Below are 16390 nucleotides of genomic sequence, written 5' to 3'. Positions count from 1 at the left end.
GGGAGTTCTCCAGATCAGGTCAGATCACGTCAGGTCGTGGGGACGAGGCGCCACTGCTGGCAGTTGTTGTTGAGCCAGGTCCACTGCCGTACGTCCGTGCCGTTCGCCGTGCCGCAGTCGGCCACGTCGGCGACCTTGCCGGTGGACTCGTTGACGATCCGGACGTAGTCGCCGCTCGCGGTGAGGACGAGGCGGTAGCGCTGGCACTTGTTGTTCAGCCAGGACCACTGGCGGATGTCGGCGCCGTCGGCGGCGGAGCACTGCGCGGTGTCCATCACCTTGCCGGTGGCGACGTTGACCACCCGGTTGGTGTCGTCGCCGAGGTCCTCGACCTTCCACTTCTGGTTGGTCCCGCCGTTGCAGGTCCACTGGAAGATGTTCGTGCCGTCGGCGGAGTCGCCCCCGTTCACGTCCAGGCACTTGCCGCTGTTGCGGTTGACGAGGGTGTACGACGTGGGCGTCGCGGCCGTCTCGCCGGACGGGCCGGGCAGGGTCGTGCCGAGGGCGACCGGCGTGCCGAAGTTCGGGGTGCCGTCGGCGTTCCAGGTGAACTCCTGGGCGCGGGTGGTGCGTCCGTTGCCGCAGCCGCCGTTGGACGCGGAGTTGGCGTGGTAGACGATCCAGTTCTCGGTGCCGTCGGGTGAGGTGAAGAAGCCGTTGTGGCCGGGTCCGTAGACGCCGGCCGCGTCATTGCGCTGGAAGACCGGGGTCTGCTTCTTCGTCCAGGAGGCCGGGTCGAGCGGGTCGGAGCCGGTCAGCTCCAGTTGGCCGAGCTTGTAGTCGGCGGTCTGGCAGGAGCTCGCGGAGTACGTCAGGAAGGTGCGGCCGCCCCGGTAGAGCGGCTCGGGGCCCTCGTTGACGGGGCTGCCGGAGCGCTCCCAGTCCAGGGTCGGGCTGGAGATGATCGTGAAGGTGTCGTCGGCCAGGGTGTACGGATTGCTCAGCGGGGCGATCACCAGGCTCTGCGTACTGCCGTTGATGAACCCGCTGCCCAGCAGGTACAGCTTGTTGTTCGCCTGCAGCACACTCGCGTCGATCAGCCAGCCGCCCGGCGTGAGGTTGGACCCGGTGAGCGATCCCTTGTAGGTGTACGGGCCCATCGGGTCGGTGCCGGCGCTCTCCAGGACGTGCGTGCGCTGGGAGTCGCAGCAGGCGACACCCGCCTGGCCGGCCGAGTAGTACACGTACCAGTGGCCGTTGAACAGGTGCATCTCCGGCGCCCAGAAGTTGGTGTTCCGGGTCGACGTGGTGTCCGAGTACACCTGCACGTTGGGCGCGGTGGCGAGGCCCGCGAGGGTCGGGGACTTGCGGATGCCGAGGATGCCGGTGAACGTCGTGGTGATCAGGTAGTAGTTGCCGTCGTGGTACTGCAGCCACGGGTCGGCGCCCTTGAACGACTTCAGCGGGTTCGTGTACGGACGGCCGTCCGCCGCGGTCGCCGGCTGGGTGGTCGCCACCATGGCCAGCAGGGCGGCGAGCACACAGAGGATGAGCGATCTGTGGCGTTTCCTGAAGGGCATGTGAGATATCTGCTGAGACATCCGGGGCATACAAGACCGTCCATGTCCGTAATTTCGAACGGAGTTCGTGATTCCGATCGTGATTGAGATCAGAAGATAGAAGTGGGCCATGTTCCCGTCAACGGTTTCGTCATATGCGCTTCACAAACCCGCGTGCGGACGCGCGCCCGGCGCGGGTGCGCGATCATGCGCTTGCCCGTTCAGGTGATGAACCGACGGATGGGCTCCCGGCCCCTCGCTCACCCCCGTATCCAGGGCACATGGACCATCACCACGCGCCTGCCGGCTCAACTCCCTTCTCCCGGCGGCAGTTCACGACCGCAGCCGCCACGACCGCCGCCCTGGCCGCGTCGACCCCCACCGCGGCCGCGGTCGCGTCTGCCGCCCCCGCCGTCCCCCGACAGGCCCCGACCCGACCGCGCTCCACCGCCGACTGGGACACCTGTCTCGCGGTCGCCCGCGCCCTGCTGGTGGTCGACGAGCACGACCGGCCGCTCGTGCCGACGTACCGGAAGATCCTCGACGCCGGGCTGCCGCGCGAGAGGACGAAGACCGCGAGGAGAGTCCTCGTCGTCGGCGCCGGACCGGCCGGCCTGGTCGCCGCCTGGCTGCTGAAGCGGGCCGGGCACCATGTCACGCTCGTCGAGGCCAACGGCAACCGCGTCGGCGGCCGTATCAAGACCTTCCGGACCGGCGGCCACGAGCAGGCGGCCCAGGCATTCGCCGACCCGGCCCAGTACGCGGAGGCCGGCGCCATGCGCATCCCCGGAAGCCATCCGCTGGTGATGAGCCTGATCGACCAATTCGACGTCAAACGCCGCCGGTTCCACCTCGTCGATGTCGACGGCGAGGGCAAACCGGTCAACAACGCCTGGCTGCATGTCAACGGCGTGCGCGTGCGCCGTTCCGAGTACGCCGAGGCACCCCGCAAGGTCAACCGCTCCTTCGGCGTCCCCCGCGAGTACTGGGACACCCCCTCCTCGACCATCCTGCGCCGTGCCCTGGACCCGGTGCGCGACGAGTTCAGCACCGTCGGCGCGGACGGCAAGCGCGTCGACAAGCCGATGCCCGAGCGGGTCAAGGGCTGGGCGCGGGTCGTGCAGAAGTACGGCGACTGGTCGATGTACCGCTTCCTGACCGAGGAGGCCGGTTTCGACGAGCGGACCGTCGACCTGATCGGCACCCTGGAGAACCTCACCTCACGCCTGCCGCTCTCCTTCATCCACAGCTTCATCAGCCAGTCCCTGATCAGCCCCGACACCGAGTTCTGGGAGCTGGTCGGCGGCACCGCGACACTCCCGGACGCGCTGCTCGAGCAGGTCGCGGACGTCCTGCGGCTCGACCGGCGCGCGACCCACATCGAATACTGGGCGCCCGACAGGCCCGGCGCCGACGACACCTCCCACGTCCATGCCAAGGGCCCGCACGTCTGGATCGACACGGTCTCCGAGGGACGTGACGGCAAGGTCGTCCGCGAGCAGTTCACCGGGGACCTCGCGATCGTCACCGTGCCGTTCTCGGGGCTCAGGCAGGTGCAGGTCAGCCCCTTGATGTCGTACAAGAAGCGGCGTGCGGTCGCGGAGCTGCACTACGACAGCGCCACCAAGGTGCTGCTCGAGTTCGGCCTGCGCTGGTGGGAGTTCACCGAGGACGACTGGAAGCGGGAGCTCGACGCCGTACGGCCCGGGCTCTACGACGACTACCGCAAGGGCAAGGCGCCCGCCGACGGCAGCCTCCTCGGCACTCACCCCTCCGTGCCGCGCGGCCACATCAACGACGCCCAGCGCATGCACTACGCCGCCAACCGCTGGGGCACCCGCGACCAGCCCGAGGCCGCGCACATCATCGGCGGCGGGTCGGTCTCCGACAACTCCAACCGCTTCATGATCAACCCCTCCCACCCGATCGACGGCAGCAAAGGCGGTGTCGTCCTGGCCTCCTACAGCTGGGCCGACGACGCCTCACGCTGGGACTCCCTCGACGAGGACGCCCGCTATCCGCACGCGCTGCGGGGGCTGCAACAGGTCTACGGCCAGCGCGTCGAGGTCTTCTACACCGGGGCCGGACGGACGCAGAGCTGGCTGCGCGACCCGTACGCCTACGGCGAGGCGCCCGTCCTCCTCCCCGGCCAGCACACGGAACTCCTCGAAGCGATCCGCACCCCTGAGGGCCCGCTCCACTTCGCGGGGGACCACACCTCGGTGAAACCGTCGTGGATCGAGGGCGCCCTGGAGTCGGGCGTGCGGGCGGCGCTGGAGGCGCACGGCGCCTGAAACCCCGTGGCGCTATGCGGCATCCGCCTGCGCCCTGGCCCGTACCGCGTCGGCCGGATCCCAGCCCCGGCGCGGCACGGAGGCCAGCAGCAGGCGGGTGTACGGGTCCTCGGGCGCACCGAGGACCCGGTCCGACGGGCCCTGCTCGACCACCCGGCCGCGCCGCATCACCACGGTCTCGTCGGTGATGTGCCGGACGACCGCCAGGTCATGGCTGACGAAGACCAGCGCCACGCCCGTGTCCCGCCGGATCTCACCCAGCAGTCGCAGGATCTGCGCCTGGATCGACACGTCCAGCGCGGCGACCGCCTCGTCCAGGACGAGGACACGCGGATCGACGGCGAGGGCACGGGCGATGGCAAGGCGCTGACACTGACCGCCGGACAGCTCGTGCGGGCGCGCCCCCGCCTCCCGGGCACCGAGCCCCACCCGGTCCAGGAGGGCGGCGATCCGCTGGTCGTCGTCCCCGTCACGGCCGTGCAGGCGCAGGGTGGTGCGCAGGCACTGGCGGGCCGTCAGCCGGGGGTCCAGGGAGACATACGGATCCTGGAACACCATCTGGATCTCGCGGGCGCGGGCCAGCCGGTGCGCGGCCCTGCCCCGGCCGAGGGAACGCGGCCGAATCGCGACCGTACCGGCCCGGTACTCGCGCAGCGCGGCTCCGCTCAGGGCGAGCACGTCCGTGCCGTCGACCAGCACGCTGCCGGTGACCGTCCCGTGCGCGGGCAGCAGCCGCAGCACGGTCTTCGGGGTCGTCGACTTGCCCGAGCCGGACTCGCCGACGAGACCGACGGTCTCCCCGGCGCCGACCCGCAGGCTCACCTCGGCGAGCAGGGGCCGGGCCGCGCCGGGCAGGCTCAGGGTCAGGTTCTGGATGTCGAGCAGCATGGCGGTCACCTCCTGGCGCCGAGCCGGTCGGCGGCCCAGACCCGACCACGTTGAAGGCCACCACGACGGCGGCGATGGCGGTGCCCGGCACCAGCGCGGGCAGCAGGGCGCCCTGGACGATGGCGGCCTGGCCCTCCTGCACCATCAACCCCCAGTCGGAACTGGGCGGCTGGGCACCGAACCCCAGATAGCTGAGGGTGGCCAGGCTCATCAGGGCCTCGCCGAACAGCACGACGAGGTATCCGACGATCGACCGGGCGAGGTTGGGCACCAGGTGCCGTACGCAGATCCGCAGACCGCCCATGCCCTGTACGCGATAGGCGTCGACGTAGGGCTTGGCCTGTTCGGCCAGTGCCACGCTGCGGGTGTGCTTGGCGATCGTCGGCGCGAAGGCCAGCCCGAGTCCCAGGACGGACGTGGTGATGCCCGCCCCGAACACCGCGATGACGAGGACGACGAACAGCAGCCCGGGGAAGGCGTACATCACGTCGGTCACCCGGGACACCAGCGTGTCCGCCCAGCCGCCGCGCCAGGCGGCGACCGTGCCCGCCCCCCCCACACCCCGACCGGCAACACCAACGAGGCGCTGACCGGCCTCGTCGTCGCCGACGCCCTCGTCCTCGCCCTGACCACCCTCGACGAGACCCGCGCGGTGGAGCACTCCCACCAGCTGACGGCCCTGCGGGAACAGCTCCTGGCGCAGAAGGAGCCTCGCGGCCGCAGGGCGTGACGGCGCCCGAACCCGGTTGTATCGCGCGTTACAGCCGTGCCGACCGTTACAGCCCGCCCGACCCGATCGCCGGGTCCTGCGCCAACGGCTGTTCCGTCCAGATCACCTTGCCGGTCGTCGTGTACCGCGTGCCCCAGCGCTCGGCGAACTGCGCCACCAGGAACAGCCCGCGGCCGCCCTCGTCCGTCGTGGCCGCACTGCGCAGGTGCGGGGCGGTGCTGCTGCCGTCGGACACCTCGCAGATGAGGGCGCGGTCGCGGATGAGGCGGACGCGGATGGGGCCGGTGGCGTGGCGCAGGGCGTTGGTGACCAGCTCGCTCAGGATCAGCTCGGTCGTGAACGCCTCCTCGGTCAGGCCCCAGGAGTCCAGGGTCCGGGCGGCCGCGGCCCGGACCCGGGCCACGGCGGCCGGATCGTCCGGGACGTCCCAGGTGGCCGCGCGGTCGGCGGCGAGCATCCGGGTCCGGGCGACGACGAGGGCGACGTCGTCGCGCGGCCGCTCCGGCAGCAGGGCCGCGAGGACCGCCTTGCAGGTCTCCTCCGGCGTCCGGCCGTGCGTCGGCGGCGTCGCGGCCAGCGCCCCGCGCAGCAGTTCGAGACCCACGTCGATGTCCCGCCCCTGGTCCTCGACCAGCCCGTCCGTGTACAGGACGAGACCGCTGCCCTCGGGCAGCCGCAGCTCGGTCGCCTGGAAGGGCAGACTGCCGCCCAGGCCGAGCGGCGGCCCGCCGGTGACCGAGGGGAACTCGACGTCGCCGTCGGGGTGGACGACGGCCGGTTCGAGGTGGCCGGCGCGGGCGAGGGTGCACAGCCCGGAGGACGGGTCGTACACGGCGTACAGACAGGTCGCCCCGGTGACCGGCGCGATCTCGCCGTCGCCGCCCTCGTCCTGGTCGATGCGGGCCACCAGCTCGTCGAGGTGGCCGAGGAGTTCGTCGGGCGGGAGGTCGAGCGTCGAGAAGTTGTGGACCGCCGTACGGAGCCGTCCCATCGTCGCCGCCGCGTGCAGCCCGTGCCCCACGACGTCCCCCACGACCAGTGCCACCCGCGCGCCGGGCAACGGGATCACGTCGAACCAGTCCCCGCCGACGCCGCCCTGCGCCGCCTGCGCGGGCAGGTAGCGGTAGGCGACGTCGAGGCCGCTCTGGTCGGGCAGGGCCCGCGGCAGCAGGCTGCGCTGGAGCGTGACCGACAGTGTGTGCTCGCGGGTGTAGCGGCGGGCGTTGTCGATGCTGACGGCGGCCCGTGCGACCAGCTCCTCGGCGAGGGAGACGTCCTCCCGCTCGAACGGCTCGGGCCGGTCGGCCCGCCAGAACGTGGCCATGCCCATGATCACGCCCCGGGCGCGCAGCGGCACCGTCAGCATCGCGTGGATCCCGAACCCCACCAGTCTGCGGGCGTTCTCCGGGTCCTGGACCTGCCAGCCGGAGAAGGCGGGCAGGTCCGCCTCCAGCACCGACTCGCCGGTGCCGAAGCCGAACGCCTGCGGGCTGTCCGGGGCGAAGTGGATCAGCTTGCCGATCGGATAGAGCGGGCTGCCCTCCCGTACGCCCCGGAAGGCGACCCGGCGCATGTCGGTGCGGCCCTCCTTGGGCTCCTCGCCCCGCAGCACCGGATCCGCCAGGTCGACGGAGACGAAGTCGGCGAACCGGGGCACCGCGAAGTCGGCCAGCTCCTGCGAGGTGCGGGTGACGTCGAGGGTGGTGCCGATCTCCAGGCCCGCGTCGTACAGCAGCTTCAGCCGCTCCTGCGCCACGTCCGCCCTGCCGGTCAGCGTCCGCAGCTCGGTGGTGTCCCGCAGCGTCGCCACGCTGCCGGGCGGCCCGCCGTCCCGGTCGGTCGCCCGCTGGCTCACCGCCAGCAGCCGGCCCTGCGCCAGATGCACCTCGTCGGTGGCGTCCCGCCCGGACGTGAACAACCCGACGAGGTCGCTGCCCAGGCCCAGAGCGAGGCACGGCCGCCCCTCCGCGTCCGAACCGAGCCCCAGCAGCCGGCGCGCCTCGTCGTTCGCCAGCGCGAGGCGGCCCTGGCCGTCCAGGATCAGCACGCCCTCGCGTACGGCGTGCAGGACGGCGTCGTGGTGCTCGTACATCCGGGTCATCTCGGCGGGCCCCAGCCCGTGCGTCTGGCGCAGCAGCCGACGGCTGACCAGCGCGGTCCCGCCGGTGGCGAGGGCGAGCGCGGCCGCCGCCGAGGCCAGCAGCATCGGCAGCTGGTGGTCCACGACACCGCCCACGCTGGCCAGCGTCACACCGGCCGCCACCAGTCCGACGACCCGGCCGTCGTCGTCGGTCACGGGGACGACGGCCCGCACGGACGGCCCCAGCGTCCCGGTGTACGTCTCACGTACGGTGCCGCCCGCCACGGCCGGTGCGATGGTGCCGACGAAGTGCTTGCCGATCTGCTCGGGGTTGGGGTGCGTGTACCGGATCCCGTCGGTGTTCATCACGACGAGGAAGTCCACGTCGGTCGCCTCGCGCGCCGCCTCGGCGCGCGGCTGGAGCAGCACGGTCGGATCGGGTTCCGCCAGGGCGTCCACGACACCCGGCGCGTTCGCGAAGGCCTCCGCCACGGCCAGGGACCGGTTGCGGGCCTCCCGCTCGGTGTCGTTGCGCACCTGGAGTACCAGCGCCACCACCGCGGCCACGACGAGGAGCACGACGATCGCCGCCTGCAGCACGAAGACCTGCCGGGCGACGGTACGCGCGCTCACCAGCGAGCGCAGGCGGCCGAGGACTGCGGCCATGCCTCTTTTCTAACACCGTTCGGTGGACCGGGCACGGCTGTTGTCCCGGTTCGGCCCTACGGACGGGTCGGCAGCGGGTGCCCGGCCGGCGGGTGGCCCAGGGTGTGGAAGAACCCGGTCGCCAGGACGAGGCCCTCGCGGGCGATCGACGCGAGGAGGTGTTCGTCGGGGGCATGCTGGAGGCAGCCCGGGTAGGAGTGCGGCAGCCAGAGGGTGGGCAGGCCGAGGACGTCCGTGAACACGGCGTTCGGCAGGGAGCCGCCGATGTTGGGCAGGACGGCGACGGGCCGTCCGGCGACCTGCTCCAGCGTCGTACGGGCCCAGCGCGCCCACGGGTCGTCCAGGGGCGTACGGCTCGCGGCGAAGCTGCCCAGCAGCCGGACGTCGACCATCGGGAACCCGTGCTCGGCGAGGTGCTCGGCGACCGCCTCCGCGGCCTTGCCGACGTCCGTGCCGACGACGTACCGCAGTTGAAGTGCGGCGCGTGCCCGGCCGGGGATCGCGTTGACCGGGCGGTCGACATCGCCCGCGCCAAGGCCGAGGACTTCCAGGGTGTTCCAGGCCCCGTCGGACCTACGGTGAGCACGACCCCACGCGCCCGGCGTCGAGCGCCTCGCGGGCGACGGCCGCTCCGGCGGCCTCCGGCATACGGAGCAGCAGCAGCGCCGCGTCGTCGTGGAGCCGGCCGCCCACATGGGCCAGCAGCTCGTCGTGGAGCGCGGTGACGGTGCGCACCGGCTCCTCGCAGGTGTGCCGCTCCAGCCCTTCGGCGAGCGGGTAGAACTCCCGGTCGTGGTCGCGGGCCTCGGTGACGCCGTCGGTGTAGAGCAGCAGCTGGTCGCCGTCGGCGAAGGGCAGCACCTGGAGTGCGGGCGTCTCGCCCGAGAGGGTGCGCAGCCCGAGCGGCGGCGCCGGACGGTCCGGCTCGACCGGTACGACGACGGAGTCGCGCACCAGCAGCGGCGGCGCGTGCCCGCAGTTGACGACCTCCAGCTGCCCTTCCCGGGGGTACCCGGCGACCACGGCGGTCACGAAGTCGTCGCTGCCCAGGTTGCGGGCCAGGCTCCGCTCGATCCGCGCGACGACGGCGAGCAGATCGGGCTCGTCGTAGGCGGCCTCGCGGAAGACACCCAGCACCAGAGCCGCCGTCCCGACCGCGGGCAGCCCCTTGCCGCGTACGTCGCCGACGATCAGCCGCACTCCGTAGGGAGTGGACACGAGCGCGTAGAGGTCGCCGCCGATCCGGGCCTCCGCCGCGGCGGCGCTGTAGCGGACGGCCACCTGGAACGGGCCGACGGTCGCCGGGACGGGCTGGAGCAGCGCGTGCTGGGCGGCCTCGGCGACGGACCGGACCGCGGCGAGCACCCGTTCGCGGCGCCCGCGCAGCGCGCTGGCCAGGCTCCCCGCCAGCGTGACGGCCAACAGCGCGGCCAGCACGACGGCCAGCTCGCGGCTCTCGACGTCGTCACGGACGCCGAGGACCGCGCCGAGGACGGCGGCGAACAGCCCGAGGCACAGGACTCCGCGCGGGCCGTTGGTGGTCGCGGCGAGCGCGGGTCCGACGGCGAGCAGCGGCAGCCAGGTCATCCCCGAGCCGCAGACGAGTGCGACGAGCACGATGGCGGAGACGATCAGGATGGGCAGTACGGGCGTGGTGGCGACCAGTCGCCTCGGCCAGTGGTCACGACCGTGGTGCGGGGCCTCGCTCATGTCTTCTCGGCTGTCCTCACCTGTGAACAAGGGCATACGCCCGGGAAAAGTCCGTTTTATATAGGAAAACGGCCCGGACCCGGACAGGACAAGGAGAGGGATTTCAGATAGTGAGCGAGGGGTTCACCGATCACATCGTGAGCGAAAGTCCCCTGGTCACACGGCTCGCGGTCGGCAGCAGACGCGCCCTGACCTCCTCCAGACGGGCCCGCGTCTCCTCGATACGGGACCGTCGGTCCGCCCGCAGCGACACGCCCAGCGAGCCCAGGGTGCTGCCGCTGTAGACGGGCACCGCGACACAGACCGTGCCGAGCGTGTACTCCTCGATGTCCGTGACCGCCGGGGCCAGGGGCGAGGAGTCCAGCCGCCGGATCAGCTCCGGAGGGTCGGTGATCGTCCTGGGTGTGAGGTCGGGAAGCGCGTGCCGGGACAGGTAGTCCTTGCGGGCCTCCTCGTCCAGCTCGCGCAGCACGGACTTCCCCAGCGCCGTGGCGTGCCCGGCGTCCTCGAACCCCACCCACAGATCCACCCGGGGCGCGCGCGGACCGTCGACGATCTCGGCGACCCGGATCTCCCCCTCCTCGTAGAACGTGAGGTACGCGGCGGACGACAACTCGTCCCGCAGCGCGGCGAGCGTGGGCCGGACCCGGCTGATCAGCGACTGGGCCCGCCCCGAGCTGTGGAGCGTCTCCAGCCGGTCGCCCAGGATGAACCCGCCGTCGTCGAGCTTGCGCACGTATCCGTCGTGGACCAGCGTCCGCAGCAGGTGGTACGTCGTGGCCAGGGGCAGACCGGTCTCCCGCGCCAGTTGCTTGGCCGGCGCGCCGTTCTGGTGCGCGCTCATCGCCTCCAGCAGACGGAACGCCCGCTGGACGGAGCCGATGAGCGTGGGGCCACTGTCCGCACCCATAGGAACAGCCTGCGCCGGGCGCGCGGCCCGGGCAAGACGGAACCGGCGCGGGCCGGGGCCTGGCCGGCGGATCAGGCCGGCGTCGCGGGGGCCGCCGCGCCCCCTCCCGCACCGCCGTAAGGGCGCGGGGCACCGCCATCGCCCTGCTCACCTGCGTTGATCAAATGCCGTTCCGCGCAGCCGGCTTGGTTCCGCCGGCCGGACAGGGCTACCGCACCCGCGCCACGAGCAGCGCCACGTCGTCGTGGTCGTCGGGATGGCGCAGGCCGTACAGGAGGAGGTCGCAGGTCTCCTCCAGCGGCCTGCGGGGTTCGTCGAGGAAGCCGAGGAGGACGTCGAGGCGGTCGTCGATGGGATGGTGCCGGGTCTCGACGAGGCCGTCGGTGTAGAGGACCAGCAGATCGCCGGGGCCCAGCTCGATCGTGGTGGTCTCGAAGGAGATGCCACCGACACCGAGCGGGCCCCCGGCCGGCAGGTCGAGCAGCCGCGGCGCCCGGCCGGGGCGGGCCAGCGCGGGCGGCATGTGTCCGGCGTTGGCGATGTGGCAGCGCTGGGTGCGCGGGTCGTACACCGCGTACAGACAGGTGACGATGTAGTGCTCCAGATCGCAGGTGATCTTGTCCAGGTGCTGGAGCACGGCGCCGGGATCGAGGTTGAGGTCGGCGTACGCGCAGGTGGCGGTGCGCAGCCGGCCCATGGTGGCGGCGGCGTCGATGCCGTTGCCCATGACGTCGCCGACGACCAGGGCGGTCTCGTCGTCGTCCAGCGGGATCACGTCGTACCAGTCGCCGCCGACCTCGCTGGTGGCCTGCGCGGGCTGGTAGCGGGAGGCGAGTTCCAGACCGGTGTGATGCGGAGGATGGTCGGGGAGCAGGCTGCGCTGGAGGGTGAGCGCGGTGTTGCGCACACTCTGGAACCAGCGGGCGTTGTCGATGGCCACCGCGGCCCGGCTGGCCAGCTCGGCGGCCAGGACGACGTCGTCCTCGTCGAACGGCGCCGGATTACGGGTCCGCTTGAGGTCGAGGGCGCCGAGCACCTCGCCGTGCGCGATCAACGGCACGGCCAGATACGAGTGCACGCCCGCCCGCGCCAGCAGCGACGTGGCCTCCTCGTCCCGGGCGATACGCGGCAGATCCCGCTCGCCGACATGGCGCACCAGCACCGGCCGGGCCGTGTGCACGCACAGGGTGACCAGCCGGTCGCCGTCGTACGCGGCGAGGTCACCGGGCGGGTCGGCGGCACGCAGCGCCACGCTCGGGTAGGCCGACTTGAGGGCCAGGGCGCGGAACAGCTCCGGCCCGTTGTCCGGATTGCGCATACGGCGGCAGGCCAGCGCGGAGTCCAGCACGTCCACGGCGACCACGTCGGCCAGCTCCGGCGTGGCGACCTCCGCCAGCTCGTGCGCCGTCCGCTCCACCTCCAGCGTGGTGCCGACCCGGGTGGAGGCGTCCGCGATCAGGGCCAGCCGGCGCCGGGCCCGATCCGCCTCCGCGGACGCGCGATGCCGCTCGGTGACGTCGACGAACGAGATGGCCGCGCCCAGGACCCGCCCGCCGGGATCCTCCAGCCGGTAGAAGGACAGCGACCAGGCGTGCTCGTTGTCGGGGTCGGCCGGCGGACGACCCACGTGGTACTGGTCCAGCAGCGGTGTGCCGGTCGTGAGCACCTGACGCAGCGCGGACTCGATGGTGTCGATGTCCGGCAGCGGCAGCGTCTCCCGCAGCCGGCGCCCGACGTGTTCCTCGGCAGGGGTGGCGTCGATCCGCTCCAGCGCCGGGTTGACCAGCAGATAGCGCAGGTCCGGGTCGAGCAGGGCGAAGCCGATCGGGGACTGGTTGATCAGCCGCTCGCACAGCGCCAGATCGGTCTCGACGCGCTGGAGCAGGGAGTGGTCGGCGGCGATACCCAGCGCGTAGACGTCACCGAGGTCGTCCAGCAGCCGCATGTTGCGGAACTCCGTCAGCCGGGTGCTGCCGTCCTTGTGCCGCACCGGGAAGGTGCCGGCCCAGCTCCGTCCCGTCTCCAGCACCTCGGTGAACAACTGCACCACGGCCGGCAGCTGGTCGGGGTGGATGAACAGCCGCGCCGCGTGCGTGCCGAGCGCCTCCTGCGCGGTGTAGCCGAAGAGCTCCTCGGCCTGCGGGGTCCAGAACACCACGCGCCCACCCGCGTCGACCACCACCGCCGCCACGCTCAGCACGTCGAGCAGGCCGGTCGGGCGGGGCGGCTCCGGGTCGTACCCGCCTGCCTCGGACTCGAAGGATCCAGCTGTCATCGCAGCTCCTCCTGCGCCGGGCCGGCCGGGCCCGCCGACCTCGACCACGACCGGGTACCACGCCTGGGCCGACCGGCACCTCCATGCTCCCTCCGACCGCCACCGCCCGCCCGCCGGGCACCGGCCCGTGCACATCCGGCGGACAAGCAGGAACATGGTCCTGTGAGGACGGGACCCATGGACGCTGCGTGAGGACCCATGGATGCTGCGCGAGAACGACCTGAGGCGCCCACGTCCGCAGGACCGGGCGCGCTCTTCGACGCGTCCACCGACGCGGCGGCCGTCGTGTCCGGACGCGGTGTCGTCCTCGGCTGGACGCGGTCCGCGGAGGAACTCCTCGGCCGCACGGCGTCCGAGACCGTCGGCACGTCCGCCTCCGACCTGCTGGCCATGCCGGGCGACCCGGTCCGGGTGGCAGGTGTCGCCGAACGCTGCCGGGCCGGCATGGGATGGAGCGGCCTCATCGCCGTACGGCACCGCGACGGCCGCCGGATCGACGTGGACCTGCGGGTCTCGGCGTCCTTCCGGATCGGCGTGGACGAGTGCTTCCTGATCTCCGCGCGGGAGCGACGGCAGCAGTGGGCGGTCGGCCAGTCCGTCCTCGACGGGTTCCTGACCCGCTCACCGGTCGGCATGGCCGTCATGGACACCCAGCTGCGCTACGTCTGGCTCAACGACACCCTGGAACGCTTCGGCGGCGTCCCCCGTGAGCAGCGCCTCGGCCGACGGCTGAGCGAACTGCTGCCCGGGCTGCAGGCCGACACCATCGAGGGCCTGATGGGCAAGGTCCTGGAGACCGGGCTGCCGGTCACCGACTACGAGTACGTCGGCTGGAGCTGGGCCGACCCGCACCGCCAGCACGCCTACTCGACGTCCTTCTTCCCTCTGGTGGACCCCGACAACTCGATCACCGGGGTCTGCTACATGGTCCTGGACGTCACCGAACGATGGAACGCCCGCCAGCTGCTTTCGCTGGTCAGCGAGGCCGGGACCCGGATCGGCACGACGCTGGACGTGCTGTGGACGGCGCAGGAACTCGCCGACTTCGCCGTGCCCCGGTTCGCCGACTTCGTCGTCGTGGACCTGCTGGAGCCGGTGCTCAGCTCCGAGGGACACGGGGCGTGGCTGCCCGACGCCGGGCCGGCGCCCGCCAAGCCGGTGATGCGCCGGGCCGGGATGAGTTCGGTGCGCGAGGGCTGCCCGGAGGCGGTGGCGCGGATCGGGGAGCGGGTGGACTTCGTCCCGCCGCCGCACGGCGCGAACCTGCTCATCGACGGCGGCCCGATCCTCATCCCGGTCCTCGACCCCTCCGACGCGCTGTGGACCGCCGAACAGCCCGCGCGGTCCGCCAGCATCCGCGAGTTCGGACTGCACTCCCTCATCTCCGTACCGATGCGGGCCCGCAACACCGCCCTCGGCCTGGCGACGTTCATCCGCTCCCGCAACCCCGTCTCCTTCCAGCCCGACGACGTCCTCGTCGCCCAGGAGCTGGTCGCCCGCGCCGCGCTGTGCGTCGACAACGCCCGCCGCTACACCCGCGAACACACCGCGGCGGTCACCCTCCAGCGCAGTCTGCTGCCCCAGGCCCTCACGGGCGGTACGGCCCTGGAGGTGGCCTCCTCCTATCTGCCCGCGGACCCGTCCGGCGGGGTCGGCGGCGACTGGTTCGACGTGATCCCGCTGTCCGGCGCCCGGGTGGGCCTGGTCGTCGGAGACGTCGTCGGCCACGGCATCACGGCGGCGGCGACCATGGGCCGGCTGCGCACCGCCGTACAGACCCTCGCCGACATGGAGATGCCGCCCGACGAACTGCTGGCCCACCTCGACGACCTGGTGCTCCGCCTCAGCGAGGAGCAGACCGACGAGGAGGCGACCGAGGCGGCCCGCCAGGGCCGGACCGGCTTCCTCGGCGCGACCTGCCTCTACGCCGTCTACGACCCGGTCACCAGACGCTGCACGATGGCCCGGGCCGGCCACCCGCCGCCGGTCGTCGTCGCGCCCGACGGGCAGGTCTCCTTCCCCGAACCCCCGGCCGGACCGCCGCTCGGGCTGGGCGGGATGGCCTTCGAGGCCGGCGAGATCGAACTCGCCGAGAACAGCCTCCTCGGCCTCTACACCGACGGCCTCGTCGCCGCCGCCGACCGCGACATGGAGCGTGGCATGTCCCGGCTCGGCGACCTGCTGTCCCGGCGGGACTCCGACCTCGACACCCTGTGCTCCTCCGCGGTACGCCAACTCGTGCCCGCCCCACAGCCCGACGACATCGCCCTGCTCCTCACGCGCACCCACGCGCTGGGCGCCGAACACGTCGTCTCCTGGGAGGTGCCCGTCGACCCGGCCGCCGTCGCCGACCTCCGGGGCCGGGCGACCCGCCAGGTCGAGTCCTGGGGCTACACCGAACTCGCCATGACGACCGAACTGATCGTCAGCGAACTGGTCACCAACGCGATCCGCTACGCCGAACCCCCCATCCGCCTACGCCTCATCCGCGACTCCCGCCTCACCTGCGAGGTCGCCGACGCCAGCAGCACCGCGCCCCGGCTCCGCCACGCCCGCAGCATGGACGAGGGCGGCCGGGGCCTGTTCCTGGTGGCCCAGTTGTCCCACCGCTGGGGCGCCCGCTATACGCCGGCCGGCAAGATCATCTGGGCGGAGCAGGAGATCGCCTGAGAGCTCGGTGCCGGCTCGCCGTTCATGAACGCCTGGTGGCTCCCCACGCGGCTCCAGGGGGCGAGGTACGAGATACGGGCGCGGGCTGCCTGTCGGCCTTGTGTCCCCGGGCGGTCCGCCGGCACATCCGGGCGATCGGAATCCCCATCGGCCCGACGACCTGCTGCGGTCGGGGCCCTGCCCGACCTGGCAAACCGGGCCCGGATGTCCGGGCCCGGCTTCCATGACGTGCGACCTCTCCCATGGGGCCGAGATCAGTGTCCCTGCGTCGTCACCACCCGTGCTGCTTCTTCTCGTGACCCGAGTGCTTGGGCTTGCTCGGGTGCTTGGGGTAGTCCGGCTTGACCGGGTACGCCGGCTTGACGGGGTGGGCCGGCTTGATGGGGTACGCCGGCTTGACCGGGTGCGCGGGCTTGACTGGGTACGCCGGCTTGACCGGGTGCGCGGGCTTGACTGGGTACGCCGGCTTGACCGGGTGCGCGGGCTTGATGGGCTTGGCGGGGTAGGCGGGCTTTTCCGGGTAGGCCGGCTTGACCGGGTGGGCGGGCTTTTCCGGGTACGCGGGCTTGACCGGGTAAGCGGGCTTGACCGGCTTGACCGGGTAGGCGGGCTTTTCCGGGTAGGCGGGCTTGACCGGCTTGACCGGGTAGGCGGGCTTTTCCGGGTAG

Annotated in this window: 9 protein-coding genes and 3 pseudogenes; 3 read left to right on the top strand and 9 right to left on the bottom strand. The window is 72.3% G+C overall.

All coding sequences use genetic code 11. The annotated features are described in order from the left end of the window. Positions 1-29: 29 nt before the first annotated feature. Positions 30-1520 (bottom strand): family 43 glycosylhydrolase, encoded by a 1491-nt coding sequence (locus ACZ4UU_RS33110; RefSeq protein WP_471907063.1) that lies wholly within the window; start codon positions 1518-1520, stop codon positions 30-32. A 260-nt stretch (positions 1521-1780) separates the two neighbouring features. Between ACZ4UU_RS33110 and ACZ4UU_RS33105 the strand changes: the two genes are divergently transcribed. Then, positions 1781-3793, top strand: a complete 2013-nt coding sequence (locus tag ACZ4UU_RS33105; RefSeq protein WP_471907062.1) for a flavin monoamine oxidase family protein — start codon at positions 1781-1783, stop codon at positions 3791-3793. 12 nt (positions 3794-3805) lie between these two features. On the opposite strand, the gene ACZ4UU_RS33100 is transcribed toward ACZ4UU_RS33105, so the two are convergent. Further along, a complete protein-coding gene (locus ACZ4UU_RS33100; protein WP_471907061.1) occupies positions 3806-4681 on the bottom strand; it encodes an ABC transporter ATP-binding protein in 876 nt (291 codons plus the stop codon). Positions 4682-4686: 5 nt separating this feature from the next. Beyond that, positions 4687-5228 (bottom strand): annotated as a pseudogene (locus ACZ4UU_RS33095) (ABC transporter permease); the annotation flags it as partial. A gap of 6 nt (positions 5229-5234) precedes the next feature. Between ACZ4UU_RS33095 and ACZ4UU_RS33090 the strand changes: the two are divergent. Next, positions 5235-5411 (top strand): annotated as a pseudogene (locus ACZ4UU_RS33090) (MurR/RpiR family transcriptional regulator); the annotation flags it as partial. 46 nt (positions 5412-5457) lie between these two features. On the opposite strand, the gene ACZ4UU_RS33085 reads toward ACZ4UU_RS33090, so the two are convergent. The 5 genes from ACZ4UU_RS33085 to ACZ4UU_RS33065 all read right to left on the bottom strand — a co-directional run bounded on the left by ACZ4UU_RS33085 (position 5458) and on the right by ACZ4UU_RS33065 (position 13052). After that, a complete protein-coding gene (locus ACZ4UU_RS33085) occupies positions 5458-8157 on the bottom strand; it encodes a SpoIIE family protein phosphatase (protein ID WP_471907060.1) in 2700 nt (899 codons plus the stop codon). Between the two features lie 56 nt (positions 8158-8213). Continuing rightward, positions 8214-8549 carry a hypothetical protein gene (locus tag ACZ4UU_RS33080; RefSeq protein ID WP_471907059.1) on the bottom strand — a complete coding sequence of 112 codons (336 nt, stop codon included), beginning with the start codon at positions 8547-8549 and terminating at the stop codon, positions 8214-8216. Positions 8550-8730: 181 nt separating this feature from the next. Then, entirely contained in the window at positions 8731-9867 is a 1137-nt protein-coding gene (locus tag ACZ4UU_RS33075; RefSeq protein WP_471907058.1) for a PP2C family protein-serine/threonine phosphatase, read from the bottom strand. A gap of 130 nt (positions 9868-9997) precedes the next feature. Further along, the gene (locus tag ACZ4UU_RS33070) at positions 9998-10777 is read right to left on the bottom strand and encodes an IclR family transcriptional regulator (protein WP_471907057.1); all 780 of its coding nucleotides are present in this window, start codon (positions 10775-10777) and stop codon (positions 9998-10000) included. A 208-nt stretch (positions 10778-10985) separates the two neighbouring features. After that, positions 10986-13052, bottom strand: coding sequence for a SpoIIE family protein phosphatase (locus tag ACZ4UU_RS33065; RefSeq protein ID WP_471907056.1), 2067 nt, complete (start codon positions 13050-13052; stop codon positions 10986-10988). A gap of 198 nt (positions 13053-13250) precedes the next feature. Between ACZ4UU_RS33065 and ACZ4UU_RS33060 the strand changes: the two genes are divergently transcribed. Continuing rightward, on the top strand, positions 13251-15722 hold the full coding sequence (locus tag ACZ4UU_RS33060) for a SpoIIE family protein phosphatase (RefSeq protein ID WP_471907055.1): 2472 nt from the start codon (positions 13251-13253) through the stop codon (positions 15720-15722). Between the two features lie 271 nt (positions 15723-15993). Here the strand turns inward: ACZ4UU_RS33060 and ACZ4UU_RS33055 are convergent. After that, a pseudogene (locus ACZ4UU_RS33055) lies at positions 15994-16390 on the bottom strand (hypothetical protein); the annotation flags it as partial.

It is taken from the genome of Streptomyces sp. NPDC028907 (assembly GCF_055564995.1).
Note: the sequence above shows the minus strand (reverse complement) of the source record. Positions and strands in the feature narration are given on the sequence as shown.

Excerpts from the sequence above, each read along its gene's own strand:
- ACZ4UU_RS33110 (WP_471907063.1), bottom strand. The coding sequence starts at position 1,520 with ATGCCCTTCAGGAAACGCCACAGATCGCTCATCCTCTGTGTGCTCGCC.
- ACZ4UU_RS33105 (WP_471907062.1), top strand. The coding sequence starts at position 1,781 with ATGGACCATCACCACGCGCCTGCCGGCTCAACTCCCTTCTCCCGGCGG.
- ACZ4UU_RS33100 (WP_471907061.1), bottom strand. The coding sequence starts at position 4,681 with ATGCTGCTCGACATCCAGAACCTGACCCTGAGCCTGCCCGGCGCGGCC.
- ACZ4UU_RS33085 (WP_471907060.1), bottom strand. The coding sequence starts at position 8,157 with ATGGCCGCAGTCCTCGGCCGCCTGCGCTCGCTGGTGAGCGCGCGTACC.
- ACZ4UU_RS33080 (WP_471907059.1), bottom strand. The coding sequence starts at position 8,549 with ATGGTCGACGTCCGGCTGCTGGGCAGCTTCGCCGCGAGCCGTACGCCC.
- ACZ4UU_RS33075 (WP_471907058.1), bottom strand. The coding sequence starts at position 9,867 with ATGAGCGAGGCCCCGCACCACGGTCGTGACCACTGGCCGAGGCGACTG.
- ACZ4UU_RS33070 (WP_471907057.1), bottom strand. The coding sequence starts at position 10,777 with ATGGGTGCGGACAGTGGCCCCACGCTCATCGGCTCCGTCCAGCGGGCG.
- ACZ4UU_RS33065 (WP_471907056.1), bottom strand. The coding sequence starts at position 13,052 with ATGACAGCTGGATCCTTCGAGTCCGAGGCAGGCGGGTACGACCCGGAG.
- ACZ4UU_RS33060 (WP_471907055.1), top strand. The coding sequence starts at position 13,251 with ATGGATGCTGCGCGAGAACGACCTGAGGCGCCCACGTCCGCAGGACCG.